At 64.6% G+C, this 22,543-nt stretch carries 13 protein-coding genes; 6 read left to right on the forward strand and 7 right to left on the reverse strand.

The genetic code is table 11. The features are described 5' to 3' along the window. Positions 1-6 precede the first annotated feature (6 nt). The 4 genes from ACWF6P_RS17910 to ACWF6P_RS17925 form a co-directional block, all read right to left on the reverse strand. On the reverse strand, positions 7-1,602 hold the full coding sequence (locus ACWF6P_RS17910; protein WP_452621880.1) for an MFS transporter: 1,596 nt from the start codon (positions 1,600-1,602) through the stop codon (positions 7-9). Positions 1,603-1,706: 104 nt separating this feature from the next. Beyond that, the gene (locus tag ACWF6P_RS17915) at positions 1,707-3,191 is read right to left on the reverse strand and encodes a dynamin family protein (RefSeq protein ID WP_452621881.1); all 1,485 of its coding nucleotides are present in this window, start codon (positions 3,189-3,191) and stop codon (positions 1,707-1,709) included. Then, on the reverse strand, positions 3,188-5,056 hold the full coding sequence (locus ACWF6P_RS17920; RefSeq protein ID WP_452621882.1) for a dynamin family protein: 1,869 nt from the start codon (positions 5,054-5,056) through the stop codon (positions 3,188-3,190). The genes ACWF6P_RS17915 and ACWF6P_RS17920 overlap by 4 nt, the downstream gene beginning before the upstream one ends. Before the next feature lie 123 nt (positions 5,057-5,179). Further along, entirely contained in the window at positions 5,180-7,471 is a 2,292-nt protein-coding gene (locus ACWF6P_RS17925) for an IniB N-terminal domain-containing protein (protein WP_452621883.1), read from the reverse strand. A gap of 346 nt (positions 7,472-7,817) precedes the next feature. On the opposite strand from ACWF6P_RS17925, the gene ACWF6P_RS17930 reads away from it, so the two are divergent. The 5 genes from ACWF6P_RS17930 to ACWF6P_RS17950 all read left to right on the forward strand — a co-directional run bounded on the left by ACWF6P_RS17930 (position 7,818) and on the right by ACWF6P_RS17950 (position 16,313). Further along, positions 7,818-9,527, forward strand: coding sequence for an Hsp70 family protein (locus ACWF6P_RS17930; RefSeq protein ID WP_452621884.1), 1,710 nt, complete (start codon positions 7,818-7,820; stop codon positions 9,525-9,527). Between the two features lie 14 nt (positions 9,528-9,541). Beyond that, the gene (locus ACWF6P_RS17935) at positions 9,542-11,977 is read left to right on the forward strand and encodes a LuxR C-terminal-related transcriptional regulator (protein ID WP_452621885.1); all 2,436 of its coding nucleotides are present in this window, start codon (positions 9,542-9,544) and stop codon (positions 11,975-11,977) included. Positions 11,978-12,088: 111 nt separating this feature from the next. Beyond that, positions 12,089-13,327 carry a hypothetical protein gene (locus ACWF6P_RS17940; protein ID WP_452621886.1) on the forward strand — a complete coding sequence of 413 codons (1,239 nt, stop codon included), beginning with the start codon at positions 12,089-12,091 and terminating at the stop codon, positions 13,325-13,327. Between the two features lie 109 nt (positions 13,328-13,436). Next, entirely contained in the window at positions 13,437-14,777 is a 1,341-nt protein-coding gene (locus ACWF6P_RS17945) for a S1 family peptidase (protein ID WP_452621887.1), read from the forward strand. Between the two features lie 225 nt (positions 14,778-15,002). After that, positions 15,003-16,313, forward strand: coding sequence for a S1 family peptidase (locus ACWF6P_RS17950; protein WP_158170301.1), 1,311 nt, complete (start codon positions 15,003-15,005; stop codon positions 16,311-16,313). A gap of 79 nt (positions 16,314-16,392) precedes the next feature. Here ACWF6P_RS17950 and ACWF6P_RS17955 read toward each other — a convergent pair whose 3' ends face one another. Then, entirely contained in the window at positions 16,393-17,043 is a 651-nt protein-coding gene (locus ACWF6P_RS17955) for an ammonium transporter (RefSeq protein WP_452621888.1), read from the reverse strand. A 359-nt stretch (positions 17,044-17,402) separates the two neighbouring features. Here ACWF6P_RS17955 and ACWF6P_RS17960 point away from each other — a divergent pair, with 359 nt between their 5' ends. Then, the gene (locus tag ACWF6P_RS17960; RefSeq protein ID WP_452621889.1) at positions 17,403-20,591 is read left to right on the forward strand and encodes a (Fe-S)-binding protein; all 3,189 of its coding nucleotides are present in this window, start codon (positions 17,403-17,405) and stop codon (positions 20,589-20,591) included. Positions 20,592-20,765: 174 nt separating this feature from the next. Here the strand turns inward: ACWF6P_RS17960 and ACWF6P_RS17965 are convergent, their stop codons facing one another. Both ACWF6P_RS17965 and ACWF6P_RS17970 read right to left on the reverse strand, forming a co-directional pair. Further along, positions 20,766-21,221: a hypothetical protein gene (locus ACWF6P_RS17965; RefSeq protein WP_378448579.1), complete on the reverse strand. Its 456-nt coding sequence runs from the start codon at positions 21,219-21,221 to the stop codon at positions 20,766-20,768. A gap of 40 nt (positions 21,222-21,261) precedes the next feature. Further along, complete coding sequence (locus ACWF6P_RS17970) at positions 21,262-22,440, reverse strand: DUF6745 domain-containing protein (protein WP_452621890.1); 1,179 nt, start codon at positions 22,438-22,440, stop codon at positions 21,262-21,264. Positions 22,441-22,543 lie beyond the last annotated feature (103 nt).

Below are 22,543 nucleotides of genomic sequence, written 5' to 3' on the forward strand. Positions count from 1 at the left end.
GCGCGCTCAACTCTTCTCAGCACTCTTCTCCGCGGCGAGATCGGATTCGGCCGCGTACTGCGCCAGCAGGACACGCTCACGCTCGCGATGCGGATAGAAGAACGTCACCACTGCGGCACCGGCACACACGATGATGATTGCCGCGAGGTAGGCATGTGTATCCCCGTCCAGGAAGGCATTTTTGGCGGCGGTCATGATTTGGTCCGCGTATTGCGGGTAGCGTTCCGCCAGAACTTCAGCGCTGGAGAAGGATTTGGTGAGCGCGGCTTGAGTTTCGGGAGTCACCTCGGATGCGTTCGGCGATGACGAGATCGCATTCCCCAACGATTTTGCGTACCCGGCGGTGAGTATGCCGCCGAGAATCGACTGCATGATGGCGCCGCCCAGGTCGCGTTGCAGGTCCGACGTTCCCGACGCCATACCCGCGCGATGCACGGGTACGGATCCGGTGAGGGACCGAGATGCCGGTGTGCCGGCAAGCCCGACCCCGATCCCGACAAGTGCGTAGGCCAACGCAACCTGCCAGTATTGCGTTTTTTCGTTCCACATGAACAGCGCGACAAACAATCCGAGAACCACAAACAGATACCCGGAGAGCAGAGTGACTCGGGCGCCGTACCTTTCGATCATGGTCGCCGAACGCGGCGCAACGATCACCATCGCCAGGGCCGCCGGAATGATGGCCGCACCGGCCGCCAGCGTCGAGTAACTCAGTACGTTCTGCAGGAACTGCTGACCGATGAACATCGCACCCATGAGCGATCCGAACACCACCAACCCGCCCACGGCTGCGACCCAGAAGGTTGGGCGCGCAGCTACGTGAAGGTCGAACAGTGGATTGATCGCGCGTCGTTGCTGCAGGAAAAACCCGATGCCCGCGACGAGCGCGATCGCACCGAGCACGAGTGCCATCGTGCCCGAACCCTTGACCGGCGCGAAGTTGATGGACAGCACCAGCGCCCCGATGAAGACGATCGAAACGATGCCGCCGAGATGATCGACTCGTTCGGTCGTCTCGTTGACGTGAGCGGGTACCAACATCAGTGCGCAGATCAGTGCCACGAGAGCCAACGGAAGGGTGACGAAGAAAACCGATCCCCAGTGAAACTGCTCGAGCAACGCGCCCGCGACGATCGGCCCCAGTGCCGAGATCGCGCCGCCGATGGCCGACCACATGGCTATCGCCTTGGTTCGTGCCGGTCCTGCCCACAACGCTGTGATGATGGCCAGCGTCGTCGGGAATGCCAGACCTGCCGACACACCTCCGACTATGCGGGCGAGGAAGAGAACTTCGAAGTTCCCGGCGAATCCCGCCACGATCGACGCCGGAATGGACAGCGCCATGCCGGTGACCAGCAGCATCTTGCGACCGTATCGGTCTCCCAAGGCCCCCAGGTAGAGCACCGTTCCGGCCAGGCCCAGCGAGTAGCCGACCGCGATCAGATTCAGTTGCGTCTGACTGGCGTCGAAAGCCCGCCCGATGTCGGGTAGCGCGACGTTCGCGACCGAGAGATTGAGGTTCGCGACCGCAGCCACCAGGATGAGCGTCCCCAGGACGAAGGTGGCTCGATCCGGTGATGCGGACTTGATGTCACTCGCCATGCGCGTGCTCCCATCGAGGTGGGACCCGAACCTGGGAGTTATGTCCGGATCATCCCGAACTCAAGATAGAACCCTCTTCCGGCGCTCGCACAGTGAACGGGTCCCTATTCGGGCACAATTTCAGCCAGGACGCCCTCGGCGCTGCGGGCAGCAACCAGGCAGGCGCGCGAGGTGAATCTGTCGAAGAGCGGATGTCTGGACAGTTCGCGCCATCGCCGGACCGCCGCAGTAGCCCGCGCACGCTGCGCCTCCGGCGATTCTTCCGGTTCGCAGCCCAGCCTGTCACTGGCCCGGATTCCGTAGCCACCGATCAGTCTTTGCAGTTGTGCCAGGTCGTCGGGTGGCAGATCTGTGTGTACCGAACGAAGACGCCCGAGGAGGCGAAGTTCGTGGAACCCGTGAACATCGGCGAGCAACCGTTGCGCCTCCGCCGCGATCTGATCGCCTTCCTCGCTCGGGTCGGCTTCGAGGATTCTTCCCAGTGTCACCAGCGCCGTATGCGATTTGAGCTGATCTGCTCGTTGACCGAATTGAACGTCGATCACCTGACGCAGTTCGTCCAGGCCGCTGCGCTCCAACAATTCGGCCGCCAGCGACGGCGAATCAGTGGCCCCCAACTTGATCGACGTCACGGCGAGGCGAATTCCGAAGAGCCCGAACCGATCGGCCAATTGCGCCCGCATGGCCGCATCGACCGGCAGCGGACTGTCCTGCCTGGCAAAGCGATCCGCGGAGAGGAGCGCCAGGCTCAGATCCTCGGCCGGAACCTGCGCGAGCGCCGAGAAGGCCGCGAACTCACTCTGTCTCATCGTCCGAGCAGCGAGTGCGAGCAGACCTGCCACCGGAACCACCGACTGGCACAGGCCAGTTCGCTCCAACTCCTCGGCAAATCGTGCCGCGACGTCCTTCGCCGAAGACAACGCGTCGAGCCTGCCTGCGCCGACCTCGTCGGCACGCGAGAGAACACCGATCACTCCGAGCGGCCCGGATTCTCCGCCCACGTGATCCGCGATCTTCCCGAGAAACTGCATGTCACTGGCGTTCAGGGCCCGCAGGAGATAGACCACTGCATCCGCGCCCGGCGCCCCGCCGTCGGGAACAAGCATGTCCCAGGTGCGGGCCGAAACCTCGGTCGAGAGCGACGAGGTACCCGGTGTGTCGATGATCGTCGTACGCGCCAAAGCCGAAGACGGCCAGTCGACGTCGATGCGGTCCACCGAGTCTGCGGTGTACTCGCCCAGATCGAAGGTGAGCCTGCCGTCGCGGCGGGTCACCGGCACGTTGAACTCGGCGCCGTTCTCGGCCGTCGCGGTCACCTGCGGCGTTGTCCCGTTCCGATACCAGGTGACGACGCGCGTGCACTCGGTCGCGTCGGTCGGCGCTATATCCTGTCCGACAAGCGAATTGAGCAGTGTCGATTTACCAGCCTTGAGGGAGCCGGCAAGCGCCACCCTCAGCGGCTCGTCGAGCCTGGCCGCACATTCTTCCAACTGGGCGCGAGTCTGTGGCTGATCGGCGTAGACCCGTCTGGCGTGGTCGATCAGTGCGTGTGCCGACTCCACAGCAGTCACGGCGGTCGTTGCATTCATGCGTTGGTCACCTTTGCCGAAGCAGGAGCGAGAGTTTCGCCGATCAACGTTCCGGCAACGGCGTCGAGCTCCGCGACGACGCGCATATCGGTCTCCAGCCGCTTGATACGAGCGGCATGTTCGCTCGACTCCAGCTGCGCGGCTTCCTGCGTGGCGCGAAGGGATTCGTTGATCGAGCGCAACGCCTGTTCGGCGATGTCGGTGAAGTGATCACGCAAAAGCCGCTGCACCAGGCGGAGTCGATCCTTCGACTCCTTGCCCACCTGGAAGCTGACGTCGTCGGCAAACCGCCGGATAGCCGCTTTCGCCTCGGCCCGACGCTTGAGTACCTGAGCTTGCTTGTCTTCACGATAAGCCTTGGTACCCAGCAGGACCCCGGCGCCGATGGAAATCGGGTTGACCAGAGCCATGCCCATCATCGTGGTGATCAAGCCGAACATCAGAACGCCACCGTACGAGCCGCGCATACCGACCAGAACCTTTTGAGTGATGCCGATTCGGCCGGATTCGAGGTCCGCCAATGCACCGACCGGTTCCAGGAAACCGTCGGTGTCGGCGACGTCGAGATGCGGTAGCGCGACGTCACCGGTCTCCGCAAAGTGCTGCGCCACAACTTCTGCCAACCACTGTGCGCGATCATGCGCCCATACGAAGTTGTCACCGATCGCGGTGGCGATCTCCTGCTCGAGCCACTCCCCCACGACGTCCCAGTCCTTACCGGGATCGCCTTCGTCGACCGTCTCCTCGGCCTGGCGGGTAACCCGGCGCAACCGGTCCCGGAGGTCGTGATCGATGTCGGCGGCGAGGTCCGCGATGCCGTCGCCGAGGCTCTGTTGCCAGAGTGAGGTCTTCTTGTGCAGTTCCTCGGCCGCCGCCCGGGCGCGCTGCAGTCCGGCGACCGCCGCCTGAGCGGTCGACGGATCCTTCAGCGCCGCAAGCTCACTGCCCATCTCCAACGTCAGATGCGCTGCCGCAGAACGCACGTCCATCGCTACCGCGCGTCGGGTGTTCGACTCGGCACGCGCAACGACGTTGTCCCGCAAGAACTGATAGAGGTCCAGGAAGCCGGATTCCGCTTCGAGTTCTTTGTCCCCCAGCCTCAGCGCGTGCGAGCGCAGTACCGAGGAGATCGGAATGAGCGGCAGGTCCAACCCGGCGCGCTGGAGGTGTCCGCGGTCGGCGTCGAGGATCTGCCGCCAGTGCGGGTACAGATCGGTCTTGCTGATCAGCCCGGCCACCGCAGGACACAGATTGACGACCTGGCGGATGAATCCAAGCTCGGGTTCGGTGAACTCCTGACTGGAGTCCGACAGAACCAACACGGCATCGGCCGCGGTGATCAAACCCAATGTTCCTGCAGCATGCGGATTTCCATGACCGCCGACGCCAGGGGTGTCGATCAGTACCAAACCGTCGGCCAACAGCGGACTGGGAACACCGACCTCGACGCGCAACACCTCGCGCCCTTCGGCGCGAGGTGTGGCCGGGGTGATCCCCATGAGTTCTTCGAGCGGAAGTGGTACCCGGATGGGCGTCGCGCCCGGATCGGCGAGAATAAGTTCGGCAACCGCGGTCTCCGCGTACTGTACGACCGTCGCCACGGCAGTGGTCTCGTCGTCACCGACCGAGCAGACGTCGATGCCGAGCAGCGAATTGACGAACTGGCTCTTGCCCTGCTTGAGGGGGCCGACCACCACGATGCGAATACGCGGGTCGTTGACTCTGACCTGAGCGTTCTCGAGTCGCCGCACCAGATCCGTGCGCCCGAAATCCTTCGCCACTGCGGCTGTCCGTTCGAGCAACGACGCCGTCGACGACGCGACGCGCGCCTTCCGGTTGCTTACCTGACTCGCTGAATCACTCATGAGCTACGTTGACCCGCAATTCTTCCCGACTCGAATATCCGGCCCTGCGAACGCATAGCGCGCGCAGGGCCGGATTTGTTACATCAGGTCATTTTGACCGATTTCAGTTCCTGCGTCAGCAGATCAGGGATGCAGGTGATCGACAACCGCAACCGGGTCGATGTGATCGACCGGTGCTGCAACCGAATCCTCGGCGAAGAGCGAGTGTCCGGTATCGGCGCTCAGTCCCGAAGCGGAACCCGAACCGAAAGCGTCGGTCGCATCGATCGACGACCACGGGTTCAGCGCACCGGTCAACGAACTCGTCAGGTCGGACACTCCGCTGACCGCTCCACCGAGAGATCCACCCAGGTCAGCGACTCCACCGCCGCCAACGGTACCGCCACCGTCGACGGTGCCACCGGCAGCCGCGGTTGCGTCTGCACCGATCGAACCGGTCACGTCGGTGACTGCTCCGACAGCCCCGCCGAGCGATCCACCGAGATCGGTGACGCCGTTCAGTGCACCGCCGAGCGACCCGCCCAAGCCGGCCGCCGCGTTCGTGGCTGCATCGAGGCCTGCGGTTGCGTCGAGACCTGCTGTTGCGTCCAGAGCGCCGCCCACCGTTGCTCCGAGATCGCCGGTCACAGCGCCGAGGTTCAGGCCGTCCGCCGCGATGCTTCCGAGGTCGACTGAAGGCAGTTCGGCGGAGATCGGACCGAGGTTCACTGCGCCGAGGTCGACGGAGGGCAGGTCGGCGCCGATAGCGCCGGTACCGATTCCGCCGATGTTCAGTGCCGAGTCCAGCGCTCCACCGAGGGCACCTTCGGCACCGAGAATGCTGTCGAGAGAGCCGCCCAATCCAGCCCCGAGGCCTGCGCCCAAGGCACCGTCGAGCGCGCCGGTGAGGTCTGTACCCACCGAACCGACAGCACCCAGGCCGCCTGCACCCGCGAGAGCGGTGTCGAGAGCCGCCGCCACACCGGCAGCCAAGCCTGCTTCGCCGCCCAGGCCGAGTGCACCACCGAGGTCGATTCCGGTAAGTCCGCCTGCGCCCAGTGCTGCGTCGAGTGCGCCGCCGAGGCCGCCCGCGAGCCCGGCATCAACGCCGAGTGCCGAACCGAGGACGCCTTCGAGGGCCGTCGACAGATTCGCGCCGCCGCCCAGAGCCGCCGCGAGGTCGGCGCCGAGTCCACCTTCGATGTCGAGTGCTCCCCCGAGCAGTCCGCCGAGTGCGCCACCCAGGTCGGCTCCGACCGTCCCGCCGGCACCGAGAGCGCCGGAGAGTGCCGCGCTGAGCTGCGCGCCGAGGTCTGCGCCGCCGCCGAGCACTGCGTCGAGGTCGAGTCCGCCGCCGAGGCCCAGTGCTGCGTCGAGTGCGCCTCCGAGTGCAGTTTCCAAGCCGCCGCCGACGCCGAGTGCTCCGCCGAGGGCGCCGCTGAGGGCAGCACCGAGATCGAGCCCTCCCGCGATATCCGTGAGAACACTGACGTCGGTGATCGCGCCGAGAACGCCGCCGAGCGATGCACCCAGATCAGCGCCGATCGTGCCGCCGGCTCCCAGGACACCGGAGAGCGCGCCGGACAACGCCGTGCTGAGGTCACCCGTCAGAGCGCCGGCCAGGTCCAGGCCGCCGCCGAGGGCAAGGGCGGATTCGAGTGCGCCGGTCAGGCTTGCACCCAGTTCGCCGCCGATGTCGAGGAGACCACTGAGGTCTGCTGCGCCGCCGAGGAGTCCACCGAGAGCCAGTCCGAGGTCCGCTCCGAGGTCGCCGCCGATGGCGAAGACGGGTGCGAGGGCTCCGCTGAGCCCTGCCGTCAGGTCGAGTCCGCCGACTGCGCCGATTGCGGCGTCGAGCGCTGCTCCCAGTTCCGCGGTCAGGCCGCCGGTCACTCCGAGCGCACCACCCAGAGCCGCGCTGAGCTGTGCACCGAGATCGAGTGCGCCGCCGAGGTCGAGTGCGCCACCGAGGCCGAGGCCGGCTTCGATGACGGCGCCGAAGGCTGCGCCGAGGTCGGCACTGATCTCGCCGCCGATGGCAAGCGCAGCACTGAGGGCTGCTGCGAAGTCGCCGACCAGATCGAACTGGCCGCCGAGGGCGCCTCCGACTCCCAGGCCCGCACCGGCGCCGAGACCCAGGCTGCCCCCCAGACCGCCACCGAGGCCACCGGTGAGTCCACCACCGATTCCGAGCCCGCCGCCGATCGCACCGGCAGCGGACGCGCCGGCGTTGACGATCGCGGACAGGTCGGCGCCGCCACCGGCAAAGAGTCCGGACTCGGCGACCAGCGGAGCAACAGCGACGATGTCGGCGGGGCTGACGTCGCACAGACCTGCAGCGTTGAGAGCCGCGGTCGGGTTGGCGCAGTAGTTGGCAGCTGCCTCGTCGTCGCGAAGTAGCCCGAGGATGAATTCGAGTACGGCGTTCGTTGCCATGGCGGGTTCTCCTGAAGTTCGTTGACCGTGATGTTGACCGTGATGTTGCCGGTGGGTTGTTGCCGGTGCTCCGGAAACTGGTGCGCTGCCAGAGGTAGCGAGTGGAATCAACGCTAAGAACTTTTGCGACCGGGGCCAACGGGGAGCACCCCCCTCTTCTGCCGGGGCGGACGGGGAAGTCCCCTACGGGCCACGACTGGCCTGGTTAGGGGATTTGCCCCGATTAGGGGATCGGCCCCCTACTTCGTCGGAGCGCCTCCAATCCGGTAACGATCTTGGTCCTGAAACCGACATCGCAGACAACCGCGACAGTCCTTCTGTCGCCCACGACCAGGGGAGTTCGTTCATGGCGGCAGGGCTCGGCATCAGCATCGGTTCGGCCACTCTCGTAGCTGTCAGCGACGGCTCAACCGGTGAAACGCAACAGGTCCGCTTACCCAGTGCACTGCAATTGGACGACGGATCCGTCATCACCGGATTTGTCGAGCGCGTCGGCGATCCGATTCCGATACTTGCCGCCGACGGCACCGAGTACCGCGGCGAGGATCTCGCGGCAACAGCGGTAGACGCGCTCGTCGGCCAGGCGGGCAGCGGCGAAGGGCCGACGGTTGTCCTGGCTCACCCTGTGGGGTGGAACCGCCACACAGCACGCACCATGGAGTCCGCGCTGGATGGCGCCGGGGTTCACGGCGCAACTCTCGTCGCCGAACCCGCGGCCGTCATGGCGTGGCTCGCCGCTTCCGGAACTGTTGTCAACGACGGTCTGACCGTCGTCTACGACCTCGGCGCCCGTTCGCTCGACGTCACGATGATGTCCACGACCGGCGGACGGAGCGACATCTTCGGCAAGCCGCTGCGCAGCGAGGACATCGGCGGTGACGAATTCGATCACCTCGTCACCGTGCACCTGCTCGATGCGGTGTCGGATCACTTCGCAGCCCTCGATCCCTTTGCTCCCCAGACGATTGAAGCGCTGGAAACGCTGCGTGAGCATGCTCGCGCAGCCAAGGAGGAGCTTTCCACCGAGACGGAAACCGTTGCCCGCGTCGCACTTCCCGGTGCAATCAGCGACGTTCGACTCGTTCGTTCCGAGCTCGAGGATCTGATCCGCCCCGCCCTCACTGAATCGGTGGCCTTGGTTCGCGAAAGCCTGCGATCTGCCGGCGTCGAATCCAGCGATGTCAATCAGGTTGTTCTGGCCGGCGGAAGTTCGTCCATTCCCCTTGTCGCCGAACTATTGTCTGCGGAGCTTCGTGTTCCCGTGATCGCCGACGCCGATCCGGCGTCGTGCGCGGCGTCCGGCGCTGCGACGCTGGCGACAGAAATGACAGCCACCACGGCACTCGCTGTCCCTGTTGTCCCCGCCGAGCCCACCCGCAAGCCCGCACCGGTTCCTGCCTTCTCCACTCCGCTGCTTGCCGAGCCGACCGAGGAAGAGAACACGGCGACTCGACGCTCGTCGAGGGTGGGCGTAGTTGCTGCGGTGGTTGGAGCATTCATCGTGCTCGCCGCAGGCGGGCTCGGAATCGGAACAGCCATGGACAAGATCAACGTCCCGTCCAGTTCAGCGAACACCACGAGCGAGTCCACCTCCTCGACCGCATCGACCACCGCAGGCTCTACTCCCGGCAGCACGACGGCAGCCGAAGCGGCAGGTACCGGATCCACGACTGCGAACAACGGAACTCAGAACAATCAGCCCGGTTCTCCTGCTGCCGCAGGCGGTTCGACGACGGCGCCAGGGGCAGTTCCGGTTGCCGGCGCACCAGCTGGATCAGCGCCCGCACCGGGCGAGACCGCCCAGTCGGCGCCTGCACCTGCCGCACCCGGCGCCCCGGCGCCCGCACCGGCTCCCGCCCCGGCGCCCGCGCCTGCGCCTGCACCTGGAGCTGGCGTCGGAACCGGTATCGGTGATGCTGCGACCGGCATCGGCAACGGAGTCGGCGGTTTGGTCAACGGTGTCGGCGGCGTGGTCGGAGGTCTCGGTAACGTCGTCGGTGGTGTCGGAAACGTCGTCGGAGGTGTCGTCGGCGGCGTCACCGCGCCGATCCGCTGACCGGCAGGCCTTCGATGAACCGTGACAGCGGCACCGAATCGTCGTACATCGCAGGACTTTTGCGCGGCATCGATCTGACTGCATCGCCACTGCGCCTGTTCATCACCGGGACCGACGCCAGCGCTCGGCCCCAGGTGTCGAGGGCAGTCCGGAAAAGAATCGAATCGGGTGACAAGCCCGTGGTCACCACGCTCGCACATGACGCCCCGGCCGATGCGATTGTGGTGATCGCGGACGCGCAGGCTCTGACCTCCGATGAAATCCGCGCCCTGAACGAGCTTGTTCAACGCGACGACCTCGGAGTTGTCATCGCCTCCGATCGGATCGATCCTCCACTCGCACCGATCTACGCGAGCATCTCGAGTTTCGGTACCGTCCTTCACCTGAACCCGTTGAACCGATCCGATATTCGGAAGATCGCCGCAGAGCGAAGAATCCCACTTGACGACCGTGCAGTGCTGACGCTCGAGCACCTTGCCGGTGGTTCCTTCGGGGCAATCGAAGCGTACTTCGCCGCCGCCGCGGCGGGCCGCCCGGAAATGGCGCCGGCTGTACGCACACACTTTCTCCATCAGGTCACTGCTCTGCATCCGATCGAGCGGGAGATCCTCGAGGTTTCACTGGCCGTCCCGGACGTCGACGCTTTCGAACTCGATCTGGGACAGGAGAAGTTCAGCCTCACAGCCGCATTCGACCGCGCACTGGCGTCCGGACTGTTCGGTTCACGATCTCCTCTCGTCGCAACCGTTTTGGCAGAGTCGACCAGTACGGGGCGTATCCGCAGCGAGCTGATCAGAATCGTCGAATCACGCGCGCACGCGCGAACTCTCGACATCGACACAGCAATAAGGCTTTTCGACTCCGGCATCCGCCACCGAGATCTCACGGCCGTGCTACGAGACGCAGTCGACGGCATCATGCCGGCGGTCGCAGCAGATCTCTTTCGTCGTGTGCATTCGATCGAGCCTCTCGACCTGACCGACACGCTGCTGTACGCCCAGGCCTCGGCTCGAAGTGGTGACCTCGACACCGCGTGCCGCCTGGCAGATTCCGTCATCGCCGAACCCGATCTCGACAACGCGAAACTGGCGACGGCAGTGCGGGTCCGCGCGGCTTCATCCGCTAGCTGTGGTCAACTCGGCGCTGCTGCTGATCTCTACGCCTGGCTCGGGCCAGAGCGCACCGGAACCGAATCCCCCTTCGCCGCAATCACCTTCCTCGGCATCGGCAAGGTCGACGACGCGAACGCGGCGCTCACCGGACACACCGGATCACCGTCGAGCACCACGGTCGGCGCTGCCACACTCGCCAACGGACTGATGCAATCGGTAACGGGGGGTGCACCGAGTGCGCTCAACACGATGTCACGCGCACTCTCCCTCCCCGGCGGCGCCGACACCTCGCAATTCCAGCCAGATTCCGCCCCGGCACTGGTCGCTCTGGCGCTCCTGCACAACGGTGCCCATGAACGCGCCGCCGCTGTTGTCACCGCCGCGATCGCCGGCGACGACGCAAGCAGCCACACGTGGGCGCGGCTTCACATTCTCGGCGCCTGGATCGCGATGATTCGTGGGAACGAAACTGCTGTCGACGACCTACCGGACGATGTAGTCCGCGGCCCCCTCCGCGAACGTGATGCACTGTTTCTACATGCTCTGATGGTGGGTCTCGCTCGGCGCTCCGGTGATCTCGCGCAGTTGCGTCGGGCTTGGTCGGGCGCGGCAGGCACCCTCGCGTCCTGCAGCGTGGATCTCTTCAATTTGCTTCCCATCGGCGAACTGTGGCTTGCAGCAGTACGACTCGACGAGGCCGAGCAGGTCGAGCATCTTGTCGACGACGCGCGCTCACTCCTCCGCGCACTCGGCGAGCCGCCGCTGTGGTCTTCGCCGCTTCATTGGTACGGCGTCCAGGCATCGATCCTCGCGCAGTCGCCGGCCGACCTCCTTCCACACGCGCATGCACTCGCGGAATCAGCCAAAACCCACACTTACGCAGCCGGTTTGGCGACCGCCGGCCGCCAGTGGCTCCTACTCATGCAGGGCAGCGTCGACGCAGACGAAGTCGAAGCCGCTGCGCGAACGCTCAGCCGAATCGGACTCCCCTGGGACGCGGCCCGCCTCGCCGGCGAAGCAGCGCTGCGCACCCCGGACACCAAATCGGCGACGGCATTGCTCCACGTTGCACGCTCGCTACGCACAACGTCGACGGCCGAGACGATCGCAACCGATTCGGCCGACAGCGCGACACCACCGTCGGTACTGACCGAGCGCGAACAAGAAGTTGCCGAACTCGTCGTCGTCGGCCTGACGTATCGGGAAATCGGCGAACGTCTCTATATCTCCGCCAAAACCGTCGAGCACCATGTCGCACGCATCAAGCGGCGCGTCGGGGCACAGTCCCGTTCGGAATTGCTCACCATCCTTCGAAGCATGACACCGGCGAACAAATAGTTAGCTGAATATTGTCCGGAGGGTTGCGTATATCCGTTTAAGTGATAGTTTTCACAGGAATCAGGACATGCATGCCGAGCAAAGTTCGGTAACTGTGAAACGGGGATCGCTATGAATTGGGGAGTCGGACTCGCCGTCGGCAATAAACGAAGCATTGCTGCGATCGCGAAACCTGACTCGGTGCTGGTGACCCTCGAACGCGAATCGGTGCTGCACCACGCCCCTGACGGCACCGTTCAGCTAGGTGAAACCGCGACTGGTTCCGCCGGGTTGCGGGGGTTCCTCGACAGGGTCGGAACTGACGATATCGACAACTTCTCCGAGCACATGACGCGAGGGGAAGAACTCGTAGCGACGGCTATGTATTGCCTGGTCAGGGAGGTTCGCGCACTCACCGAACACAACTTGGACATCTCTGCCGTGATTCCCGCAGGTTGGTCGAGCGATTCCGTCGACGCACTGCGCGTCGCACTCGACAGCATGGATCTCGACGGCGTCGAACTGATTCCGGAAGAGGACGCCTCCGCGGCTTGGCTCGCAGATCCGGATGCCGACGACAGTGCGGCTCGCGGAGCCGCAGCGTTGGCCGCGCCCTTCTCGATCACCACTGCGTGTTCCGAACCCGAGCCAACCGCTCTTTTCGAACCGGAGGAGACCCCCGAGGAGTTTCCGCCGTTCGTCCTGATCGAACCGGAGCCGGAATCCGACGTGGAGGCAACGGTCACGAAAGCAGCGAGTGTCGACAGTTGGCGCAGTCGTCAGTGGCAGTCGGAGCGCCGACCGATCATCGCCGCAGCAGCCGCCGCAGTTTTTCTGACGGTGTCGGGCTGTGCGGCAGCGGTCATCATCGGACACACCCCGACAGTTCCGGCACCCGGGATTCTCGACGCACAATCTCCCTTGGCACCCGGCACCACTCCCACCACCGCGGCGAGTCCGTCCGGCGCGGTTTCACAATCAGCGACCACGCTCCCTTCGGAAGTACCCGTACTCGGCGCGCAGCCGACGGCGCAGTGGTGGTCATCCGAAGCAGAATCGACCTCATCCGAATCCCAGCCAACGCCGGAGAGCCCGCGCGCCAGTGCAGAGAAATCGACGACGGCGAATGCCCCCGTGCAGCAGGGATCCCCGATCACCGTCCAGATCGACCCGCTTCGGATCGAGCACCTGCCGCCGGTCGTCAGACCGCTGGATCCGGCCACCCCGGACACTCCCACCGTGACCGACCCCACTGATACACAGACGACGCCGACGGAGCCGTCCAACCCGACCGTCACAACCGATCCGGTGGTACCGAATCCCGACATGCCTGCAATGCCAGTGGCCCCGAGACCTGGAATGCCCAGTTAGCCAAAAGAATTCAAGTGTTCGACGGGAGGCGCACATTCCTCGTCGAAACTTTTCCCCTATGGTGGGTGCGGTACCTACCGGCTCGGTGCCGGGGACTTGAAGGGATTTCATGCGTAACTCGTTGGCGATCCGCACCGCTGTGGTCGGCGCCTCGGCACTACTGCTCGCAGCTCCATTCATCACGACGGCATCGGCAGAGCCCGCCTCCGACACGCATGTCGAACAGCTCGAAGCCGACCAGCTTCCGGCTGAGCTTGTCGAGGCGATCACCCGCGATCTGAAGATCTCCCCGCAGGAGTATCTGGACCGCGCTGCCAAAGCTCAGGAGCTCGGTGCATACGCCCAGGATTTCAAGTCCGAGCGCCCCGGCGACTATGCCGGCTCGTGGATGGGACTCGACGGTCAACCCGTCGTAGCCGTCACCGCCACCGAAGCTGCACGCATCGCCGCCGACGACGGTTACCGCACGCACGTCGCCCCGGTCTCCGCCGACACTCTCGAGAAGACACTGGCCGACGTCAACGGATGGATTGCCGGGCTGCCCAAGGAAATTTCACGCGCGGTCAATTCGGCGACTATCGACGTCCTGAACAACCAGGTTGTCATCGACGTCGCGAACAGCCCCGTCGGGCAGGCACTCAATCTTCCGACCCGGCTCGAGAACACCAAGATCGTTCTCAGCCCGGACGGTGGCGGATCGGTTGATCCCCGGGCACTCGGCGGCGACACCTACATCACGTCGACGGGCCCCATTCGCGAGACACCGACCGAGAACATCTCGGTCTGCTCGTTCGGGTTCAATGCCGTCGACAATCAGGACAACGCACTCAATATCAGTGCTGGACACTGCAATCCGGCCGAGGGTTCGAAGTCGCCGGTCTACCTGCCGAATCACGCGAACGTCGACGACAGTCAATTGATCGGCGCCTTCTCACAGTCTTCCGTCGGCAACAACGCCGGCGATCTCGACTACTCGGTCATCAAGTTCGACCAGTCGGGCATCGACGCCGGCCTCGATCGCGCTGCCGTCCGCGGCGCCAACGGCACCACCCTCGCGATCACCGGAACAGCACGCCCCGTGATCGGTGCCCCCATCTGCAAGTCGGGCCAGACGTCGTCCTTCACCTGTGGCGTCGTGGCGGCGGATCGAGTCGAAACACAGCTGGTCATGGCCGACGGAGATTCGCGAACCGTCCGTGGATTCGCCGGTACCGCGTGCACCCTCGCCGGCGACAGTGGCGGCGCCATCGTCTCCGGAACCTTGGCGCTGGGCATCACCAGCGGCTCGAACAGCAGCGGCGCCCCCAGTTGCAACGAAGCGAACCTGGTACTGGCGACCTCGGGTGGAACCTCGAATCTCGGTATTCCGGTCGGAGACATTCTCGACGCGGCAGATCGCGCATCCGGTGGCGGTGTCGGTTCCGGAATCCGCGTTCGCACGGCGGGTTGACCAAGCCCTGAGCTACTCACTGTGCCCGCCGATCCGTTTCTCGATCGGCGGGCACAGTGCTGTCGGCGGTCGGAGTCACCGCTGCGCGCTTGTGTAACGGGTGGGATTAGTGCGTTCGAACCCATATAGTCATGGTCGACTGTGATCGGCTCACCACAAGTCCGTGAGCCGTATCCGTGTGCTCCCAGGGGGGTGGTACGCGGTCAACGAAGTGGAAAGGCCCTCATGCGAAGCTCCATCGCACGTCGTGCCGCAGTGTTCGGTTCGGCCGCGCTGCTGCTCCTCGGACCGATTACCGCGGTCGCGAACGCAGAACCGAATGAATCCGGGGTATCCGATCAGGCAGCCCATCTGCCCGTAGAACTCGCCGAAGCTCTACAGCATGACTTGGCGCTGACGCCCGACCAGTTCGTCTCACGTTCCGAGCTCGCGCAGAAGCTCGCCGAGTTCGCCGCCATCGCGCGCGTCCAGTTCCCCGACTCCTTTGCCGGTGTCTGGCTCGACGACCTCGGCAAGGGCGTCGTCGCACTCGCTGACGGTCGAGACAAGGACGCCGCCCGCGAGGCTGCCGAGAAGGCGGGCTTCGAGGTCAAGGACGTCGCTCAGAGCGAGCAGGCTCTGCAGGGTCAGCTCTCGGCGCTCAACACGTGGCTCGATTCGCAGCCTGCCGAGGTCGCTGACCTCGTGCGTGGCATTGCCGTCGACGTAGTCGGCAACGGAGTCGCCCTCACGGCCGATCCTGCCGCCGGCATCGAATTGCCTGAATTCCTGAAGCGGACTGTCGTGCACACCGCTGCCCCGCTACTGGTTCCCCCGATCGTCGCGGACCTCATCCCCGCAACCGGGTCCGCCACCGGCGACGCCGCACTGGGCGGAGACGCCTTCGGCGCAACCTCCGGCAACACCGGGCTGCGTTGTTCGTTCGGCTTCAACGGCACCGACGGTTCGGGACGCACGGTCAACATCAGCGCCGGCCACTGTGATCCCAACCGCGCCGCTGCCGGCACCTCGAACTCCAGCCAGGTCTTCCCGATGGTGAACAACCAGACCGGACCCCGCGTCGGATACTTCGCCAAGAGCAGCTTCGACGGACGCGACTACTCGATCATCAACATCGACGACAACGCGAAGTACCGCTTCGAGAACAACAGCGTGCGGGTCCCGTTCAACCGCTCGGTCAACATCACCGGTACCGCCGATCCTGTTGTGGGAGCCCCGGTCTGCAAGGCAGGGTCGACCACCGGCTTCAGCTGCGGCGTCGTCACCGGCGTCAACCGCGTCGCCAAGGTTTTAGATCACACCCTCGACAACGGTTTCACCACGAACATCTGCGTCCTGCAGGGTGACAGCGGTGGCCCCATCGTCTCCGGAACATTGGCAGTAGGCATCACGAGCGCCTCCAACGTCGCCACCTCTCCCCTGTGCGAGATCGCTCAGGCCGAGACATTGTTCGGACAGGAAGCACCGACGCAGTACGCGACGCCGATCAACGACATCCTCGCGGCCAATCCGGGTCTGAAGGTTCGCGACTACTGATCACACGCATTCCTCGAGACAGCAAAACGGGCGCCACACCTTCTGAAGGTGTGGCGCCCGTTTCGGCGTTTGTGACGTTCTACTGGAAGAGAGTTGTTCCAGCCGGAGCGTTCAGGACCTTGATCAGGTCCATACCCGCGACGATGGCGGTTCCACCGCCGGCGAGGATGGTACCGGCGACTCCACCGATACCGGCCCCTGTGACAAAGCCGGGCAGGCAACCGACGACCAGGCCGGCCAGACCCACGATGCAACCGATGACCGCCCCGACGATCGTGCCGGTGAGGCTACCGATCTGCGTGGCAAGCCCGAGCTGTGACTGGAACTTCTCGATTGCCTTCTGATCCTCGTCAGGCGACGCAACCGGGGTGAACTCGGCAGCGACCGGCTTCGGCTTGGAACTGGCCGGATCCAGGTTCGGCTTGAGGGTGAGGGTCTTGCCGTCCTCACTGATGGTCTCGTCGAACGGGAACTGAACGTCGCCGAGGTTGAACGCGAGCGGCAGGCTCACGAGAGTTGCGCCCTGGCTGTTCTGCAGGTCGACGTGTGTTCCGTCACCGGATACGCGGAATGCCCCGGCATCGATGGTGGTGACGACAGCCTGGTCGACGACCTCGGCGGTGTAAGAAACGTCGGGTGACGTCTCCGGAGCTGCGTAAGAAGTACCTGCAGCGATGCCCGTAGCGGCAATGGTCATCGCTGCGACGGCCGCAGCTTTACGAATGAACATTTTCAATCCTCCCCGGGATCGGGCGGGCGCAAGTCGATGACTCACACCACCCGTTTCCCCTGTGCGTGACGGGCGTAACGATAACAGCCGGTCGGTTGTCCTCACCTGCTCGGAACCCGAGTTAGGGCTGCCTGACAGATGGACACCTGATGGGCACCGCCTAACGTGACGACCAGACATGTCTGCGTCTGGCCAAGCCCGTCGGACGCAGAAGATTGATCTCTCCAGGCCACGAGCGGTTACCAGCCGGTACCTACAGGCTGGTAATGCTAGTTACTGGCGGGTAACATAACGCAGGTTAGTATCAGTGGGCTGTCCCGAGGTGGCCGACGCGTCGCCCTGAAACGAAAGGCCGCGACATGAATGCCCTGACGATTACGTTGGGCACGATTGGTGCACTGCTGAGCTTGGTGTGTTGGTACATCTTCCTCTCAGGTGCATTGAGGATGTTCAACACCGTGCGCATCGGCCAGTCGGCACCCGATCGATGGCGCCCGTTCTTCCCTCGCTTCAAGCAGATGATCATCGAGTTCATCGCGCACACGCGCATGAACAAGTTCCGCAGCGTCGGCTGGGCCCACTGGCTCGTCATGGTCGGCTTCCTCGGCGGATTCCTGCTGTGGTTCGAGGCTTACGGCCAGACGTTCAACCCCGAGTTCCACTGGCCCATCTTCGGTAACACGTGGGCGTGGCACCTGTGGGACGAGATCCTCGGCCTGGGCACCGTCATCGGTATCACCACGCTGATCGTGATCCGTCAGCTCAACCACCCGCGTCTGCCCGCGCGCCTGTCCCGTTTCGGCGGCTCCAACTTCAAGGCTGCCTACGTCATCGAAGGCATCGTCCTGCTCGAGGGCCTGGGCATGATCATGGTCAAGGCCGGCAAGATCGCGACCTACGGCCACGCCAACCCGTGGACCGACTTCTTCACCATGCAGGTCGCGAAACTGCTTCCCGCCAGCCCCGTCATGATCTCGGTGTTCGCGTTCGTCAAGCTGATGACCGGCATGATCTGGCTCGCGATCGTGGGCCGCAACATCACCTGGGGCGTCGCGTGGCACCGCTTCTCGGCGTTCTTCAACATCTACTTCAAGCGTGAAGACGACGGCACCGTCGCCCTCGGCGCCGCGAAGCCCATGATGTCCAAGGGCAAAGCCCTCACCATGGACAACGTCGACCCCGACACCGACACCCTCGGCGCCGGAAACATCGAAGACTTCTCCTGGAAGGGCTGGCTCGACTTCACCACCTGCACCGAGTGCGGGCGTTGCCAGTCCCAGTGCCCCGCGTGGAACACCGGAAAGCCGCTCTCCCCCAAGCTGCTCATCATGTCGCTGCGTGACCACGGCTATGCCAAGGCCCCGTATCTGTTGGCCGGTGGACGCAAGGACATGGGCGGCGACGAGATCGGTCTCGTCGACGCGGAAGGCAACGTCAAGGAAGCCGCCCTCGCCGCGATCCCGGAGGCCGCACGACTCGAGGCCGACCGCAAGCTCGTCGGTGAGACCGTCGAAGGTGAGATGGCCCCGGTCATCGACGCCGAAACCCTGTGGAGCTGCACCAACTGCGGCGCCTGCGTCGAGCAGTGCCCCGTCGACATCGAACACGTCGACCACATCATCGACATGCGCCGCTACCAGGTCCTCATCGAATCGGAATTCCCCTCCGAGCTCGCCGGCCTGTTCAAGAACCTCGAGAACAAGGGCAACCCCTGGGGTCAGAACTCCAAGGACCGTCTCAACTGGATAGGCGAGATGGACTTCGAGATCCCCGTCTTCGGCAAGGATGCCGACAGCTTCGAGGACTACGAGTACCTCTTCTGGGTCGGCTGCGCCGGAGCCTACGAAGACCGTGCCAAGAAGACCACCAAGGCCGTTGCCGAGCTCCTCGCCACCGCCGGAGTGAAGTTCATGGTTCTCGGCGCCGACGAAACCTGCACCGGCGACTCCGCTCGTCGTGCCGGCAACGAGTTCTTGTTCCAGCAGCTCGCGATGCAGAACATCGAGATGCTCAACTCCGTCTTCGACGGTATCGAGAAAAAGAAGCGCAAGATCGTCGTCACGTGTGCGCACTGCTTCAACGCCCTCGGCAACGAGTACCCGGAGGTGGGCGGCGACTACGAGGTCGTGCACCACACCCAGCTGCTCAACCGCCTGGTGCGCCAGAAGAAGCTGATCCCCGTTGCATCCGTGAGCGAAGACGTCACCTACCACGACCCGTGCTTCCTCGGACGCCACAACAAGGTCTACGACGCTCCTCGTGAACTCATGGAAGCCTCCGGCGCCAAGCTCGTCGAAATGCCGCGTCACGGTGAACGTTCCATGTGCTGTGGTGCCGGTGGCGCCCGCATGTGGATGGAAGAGAACATCGGCAAGCGCATCAACGTCGACCGCGTCGACGAAGCGCTCTCCACCAACCCCAAGAAGATCGCCACGGGTTGCCCGTTCTGCCGCGTCATGCTCACCGACGGCGTCACTGCCCGCCAGGAGCAAGGCCAGGGCGAAGGCGTCGAGGTTGTCGATGTCGCACAGCTGATGCTCAACTCCGTCACCCGTCTCGAACCCGCCAAGCTCACCGAGAACATCAAGGTGATCCCGCGGGAGAAGGCACCGGTCGCTGCTGAGGCAAAGGCCGAAACCGTCGAGCAGGATCGGGTCGCCGAAGTCGAGGAAGCAGCTGCGACGCCGGAAGCCAAGGCCGCTCCCGCCGGCAAGGGCCTCGCCATGAAGGGCCTTGCCAAGGCACCCGGGGCGAAAGCTCCCGGCGCCAAGGCACCCGGCAAGGGACTCGGAATGGCGGGCGGGGCCAAGGCTCCCGGCGCCAAGAAGGCAGCTCCTGCCGAAGCCGACGCAGCTCCCGCTGCCGAAGCCGCAGCACCCGCCGCACCGGCGGCAAAGCCCAAGGGCCTCGGTCTTGCGGGCGGAGCCAAGGCTCCCGGCGGCAAGGGACTGCAGATGAAGGGCGCCGCCAAGGCACCCGGAGCCAAGGCTGCAGCCGCACCGGCAGCGGAAGCTCCCGCTGCTGAGGCTGCTGCTGCACCCGAAGCTGCTGCACCCGTCGCCAAGCCGAAGGGTCTGGGCCTGGCGTCCGGCGCCAAGGCTCCCGGCGGCAAGGGACTGCAGATGAAGGGCGGGGCCAAGGCGCCTGGAGCGAAGGCAGCCCCTGCTTCTGAAGCACCTGCCGCTGCGCCCGAAGCACCCGCCGCTGCACCTGCTGCACCGGCAGAGGCTCCGGCCGCCGAGGCGGAAGCTCCGAAGGCTCCACCGGTCGCCAAGGCCGGCGGACTCGGATTCAAGTCGGGCGCAAAGGCTCCCGGTGCTCGGAAGGCAGCCCAGGCGCCGGCAGCGCAGGCACCGACTGCGGAGGCACCGGCTGCGGAGGCCGAACCCGTGAAGGCAGAACCCGTGAAGGCAGAAGCAACTGCCGAAGCAACTGCTGAGGCGTCCGCACCCGCGGAAACTCCGGCACCTGCTGCTGCGCCGCCCGCCCCCAAGGCAGGCGGACTCGGATTCAAGGCCGGCGCAAAGGCTCCCGGCCGCAAGAAGTAGACGCACCACCTGCGAATGCCCTCACCGTCATGGTGGGGGCATTCGCGTTTGTATGGGAACCCCTAGCCGACCGAGCACCCTTTCCCTCGACCCAACACACCGTGCAGCACGCGGAAACCGGTGCTCGCCCTACGCAAGTGGTGCTCACTCCCCCGCCAACTCGAGACCGGCGTGTCAATCAGCGACAAGCATCACCGCACCGCGCGCACGCCCGACACCCCTTTCCTGCTGCCGTCCGATGACGTACCGCCCCGGAGCGATGCCGGTCGCGCCGTGCTCCGGATGGATGAGGTACGCAGTCACCCGGGTGTCGAGCACGCCGAGTGCAAGGCCCCGCGCATCTTTCACCGGCGTCGACCAGGTGCACTCCCCTGCATCTGCAACCAAGCTGTGAGGGTTCCCGCCCGCCGCACTTCGCAGCAGTTCCACTCCGGAGAGCGGAACGTTCACTGATCGAGTCCACGGCAGAGGCGCGACGATGTTTGCAAGCAGCGAGAACGGGATCACGATGAGATCGCCCTGTGCCTGAAGACCGTCGACCACAGGAATGGACACTTCCTTGTCGAGATAGTCGAAGACATCGAGGCCCGTGAGGGTGGTAAGAGCGGACAAGGTCATGTTCGAGTTCATAAGTATCACCTGAGGTTTGAGGTTGGGGTGCGTTTGACGTTCAGGTTCGGCGAACGAGGCGTGCATAGGCGGCACCGGTGATGCCGTAGGTCCATCCGGCGGCATCCATCGCGGACGTGAACCATCCCGGCACGTGAAGACCGTATCGCCGACGATGCCCATCGCGCTCGAGAGAGCCGTTGATCGCGAGCAGGATTCGTACACTTCGGCCCCAGGCTTCCGGTGACGCGTAGAGCTGAAGGAGACAACCTGCATTGCCGGGATCGTCAGTTTCGTCGACCAGTGTCAGTCCGGCAATCTCGATGTAGGTATCCCAGCCGATGCGCTCGATCGCACATCGGCGGATCTCGACATTGCGCTCCTGCGCGATCCGGTCGGGGTTCGGGTCGAGCACCACCCAGTCGGGAACGATCGCCCCGTGCAGAACGAACGCGTTTGTGCCGTCGTCGAATTCGATTGCGGGGGAATCAGAATGGTGCAACCGCTGCGCTCCCTGCGCGCTGCCCGGAATCGGTTCGGCATGTAAGGCGGTGGGTCGTTCAGCCATGATGCACACATTGTCGAACGCCCACCACCACCCGGTCGAGTCAGCCAGCGCCGTTTGCACGTCCAGAAGCTCACGGTCTTCCGACTCGAATGTCGCAAGACCATATCGGCGGAACGTGTCGTAGTACGCGATTCGATGGGCTTCTTGCTGTCCGTACCAGGTCACCCTGCCGGCCACCGGGGTCAACATCGTTCGTATCGCAGCTGCGACGCCGTCGAACAGCGTGGTGTGCAACGATTCCCAAACGGATGCCCTGATAAGGCGCTCCCTCTGCCGGCGTTCTATCTGCCAGCCGGTTCTCCGACATTCGATTCGCGCGTCCATGCGTCGGCGCGATGCCGCAAACATGCTCGCGATATACCCAGATGCGCAGTCGAGTCCGGCGCCGTCCAAGGACATCTTGGTCGACAGTCCTTCGGTGACGAGCAGGTCCGAACCGGCACGGGGAGACGGAACCCAGACGAACTCCGGTTTCGGGAATCCGGACCGCCGATACAGTTGCGAGACAGAGGATTCTGCAGTGTTTCGATCAGCAGGACGAGTACACAATCCGCGTTCGAGCCAAACGTCGCGGATCTTTTCCAAGGCCAGACTGTCTTCATCGAAGAGATTGAAGTTCTCGGGCAATGTCGCTCGACGTGATGCCGACGAGCGAATCGGTGCGGCGCTCACGCGACGGTGGCGGTGTCCGCCTTTCCTGTAGTCATAGTTCTACAGCGTGGCACGCAAACGCTCCGAACGCAAGGAACACCCGGGCGATACATCACGAACCTGG

It is taken from the genome of Rhodococcus sp. NPDC055024, from assembly GCF_053608585.1.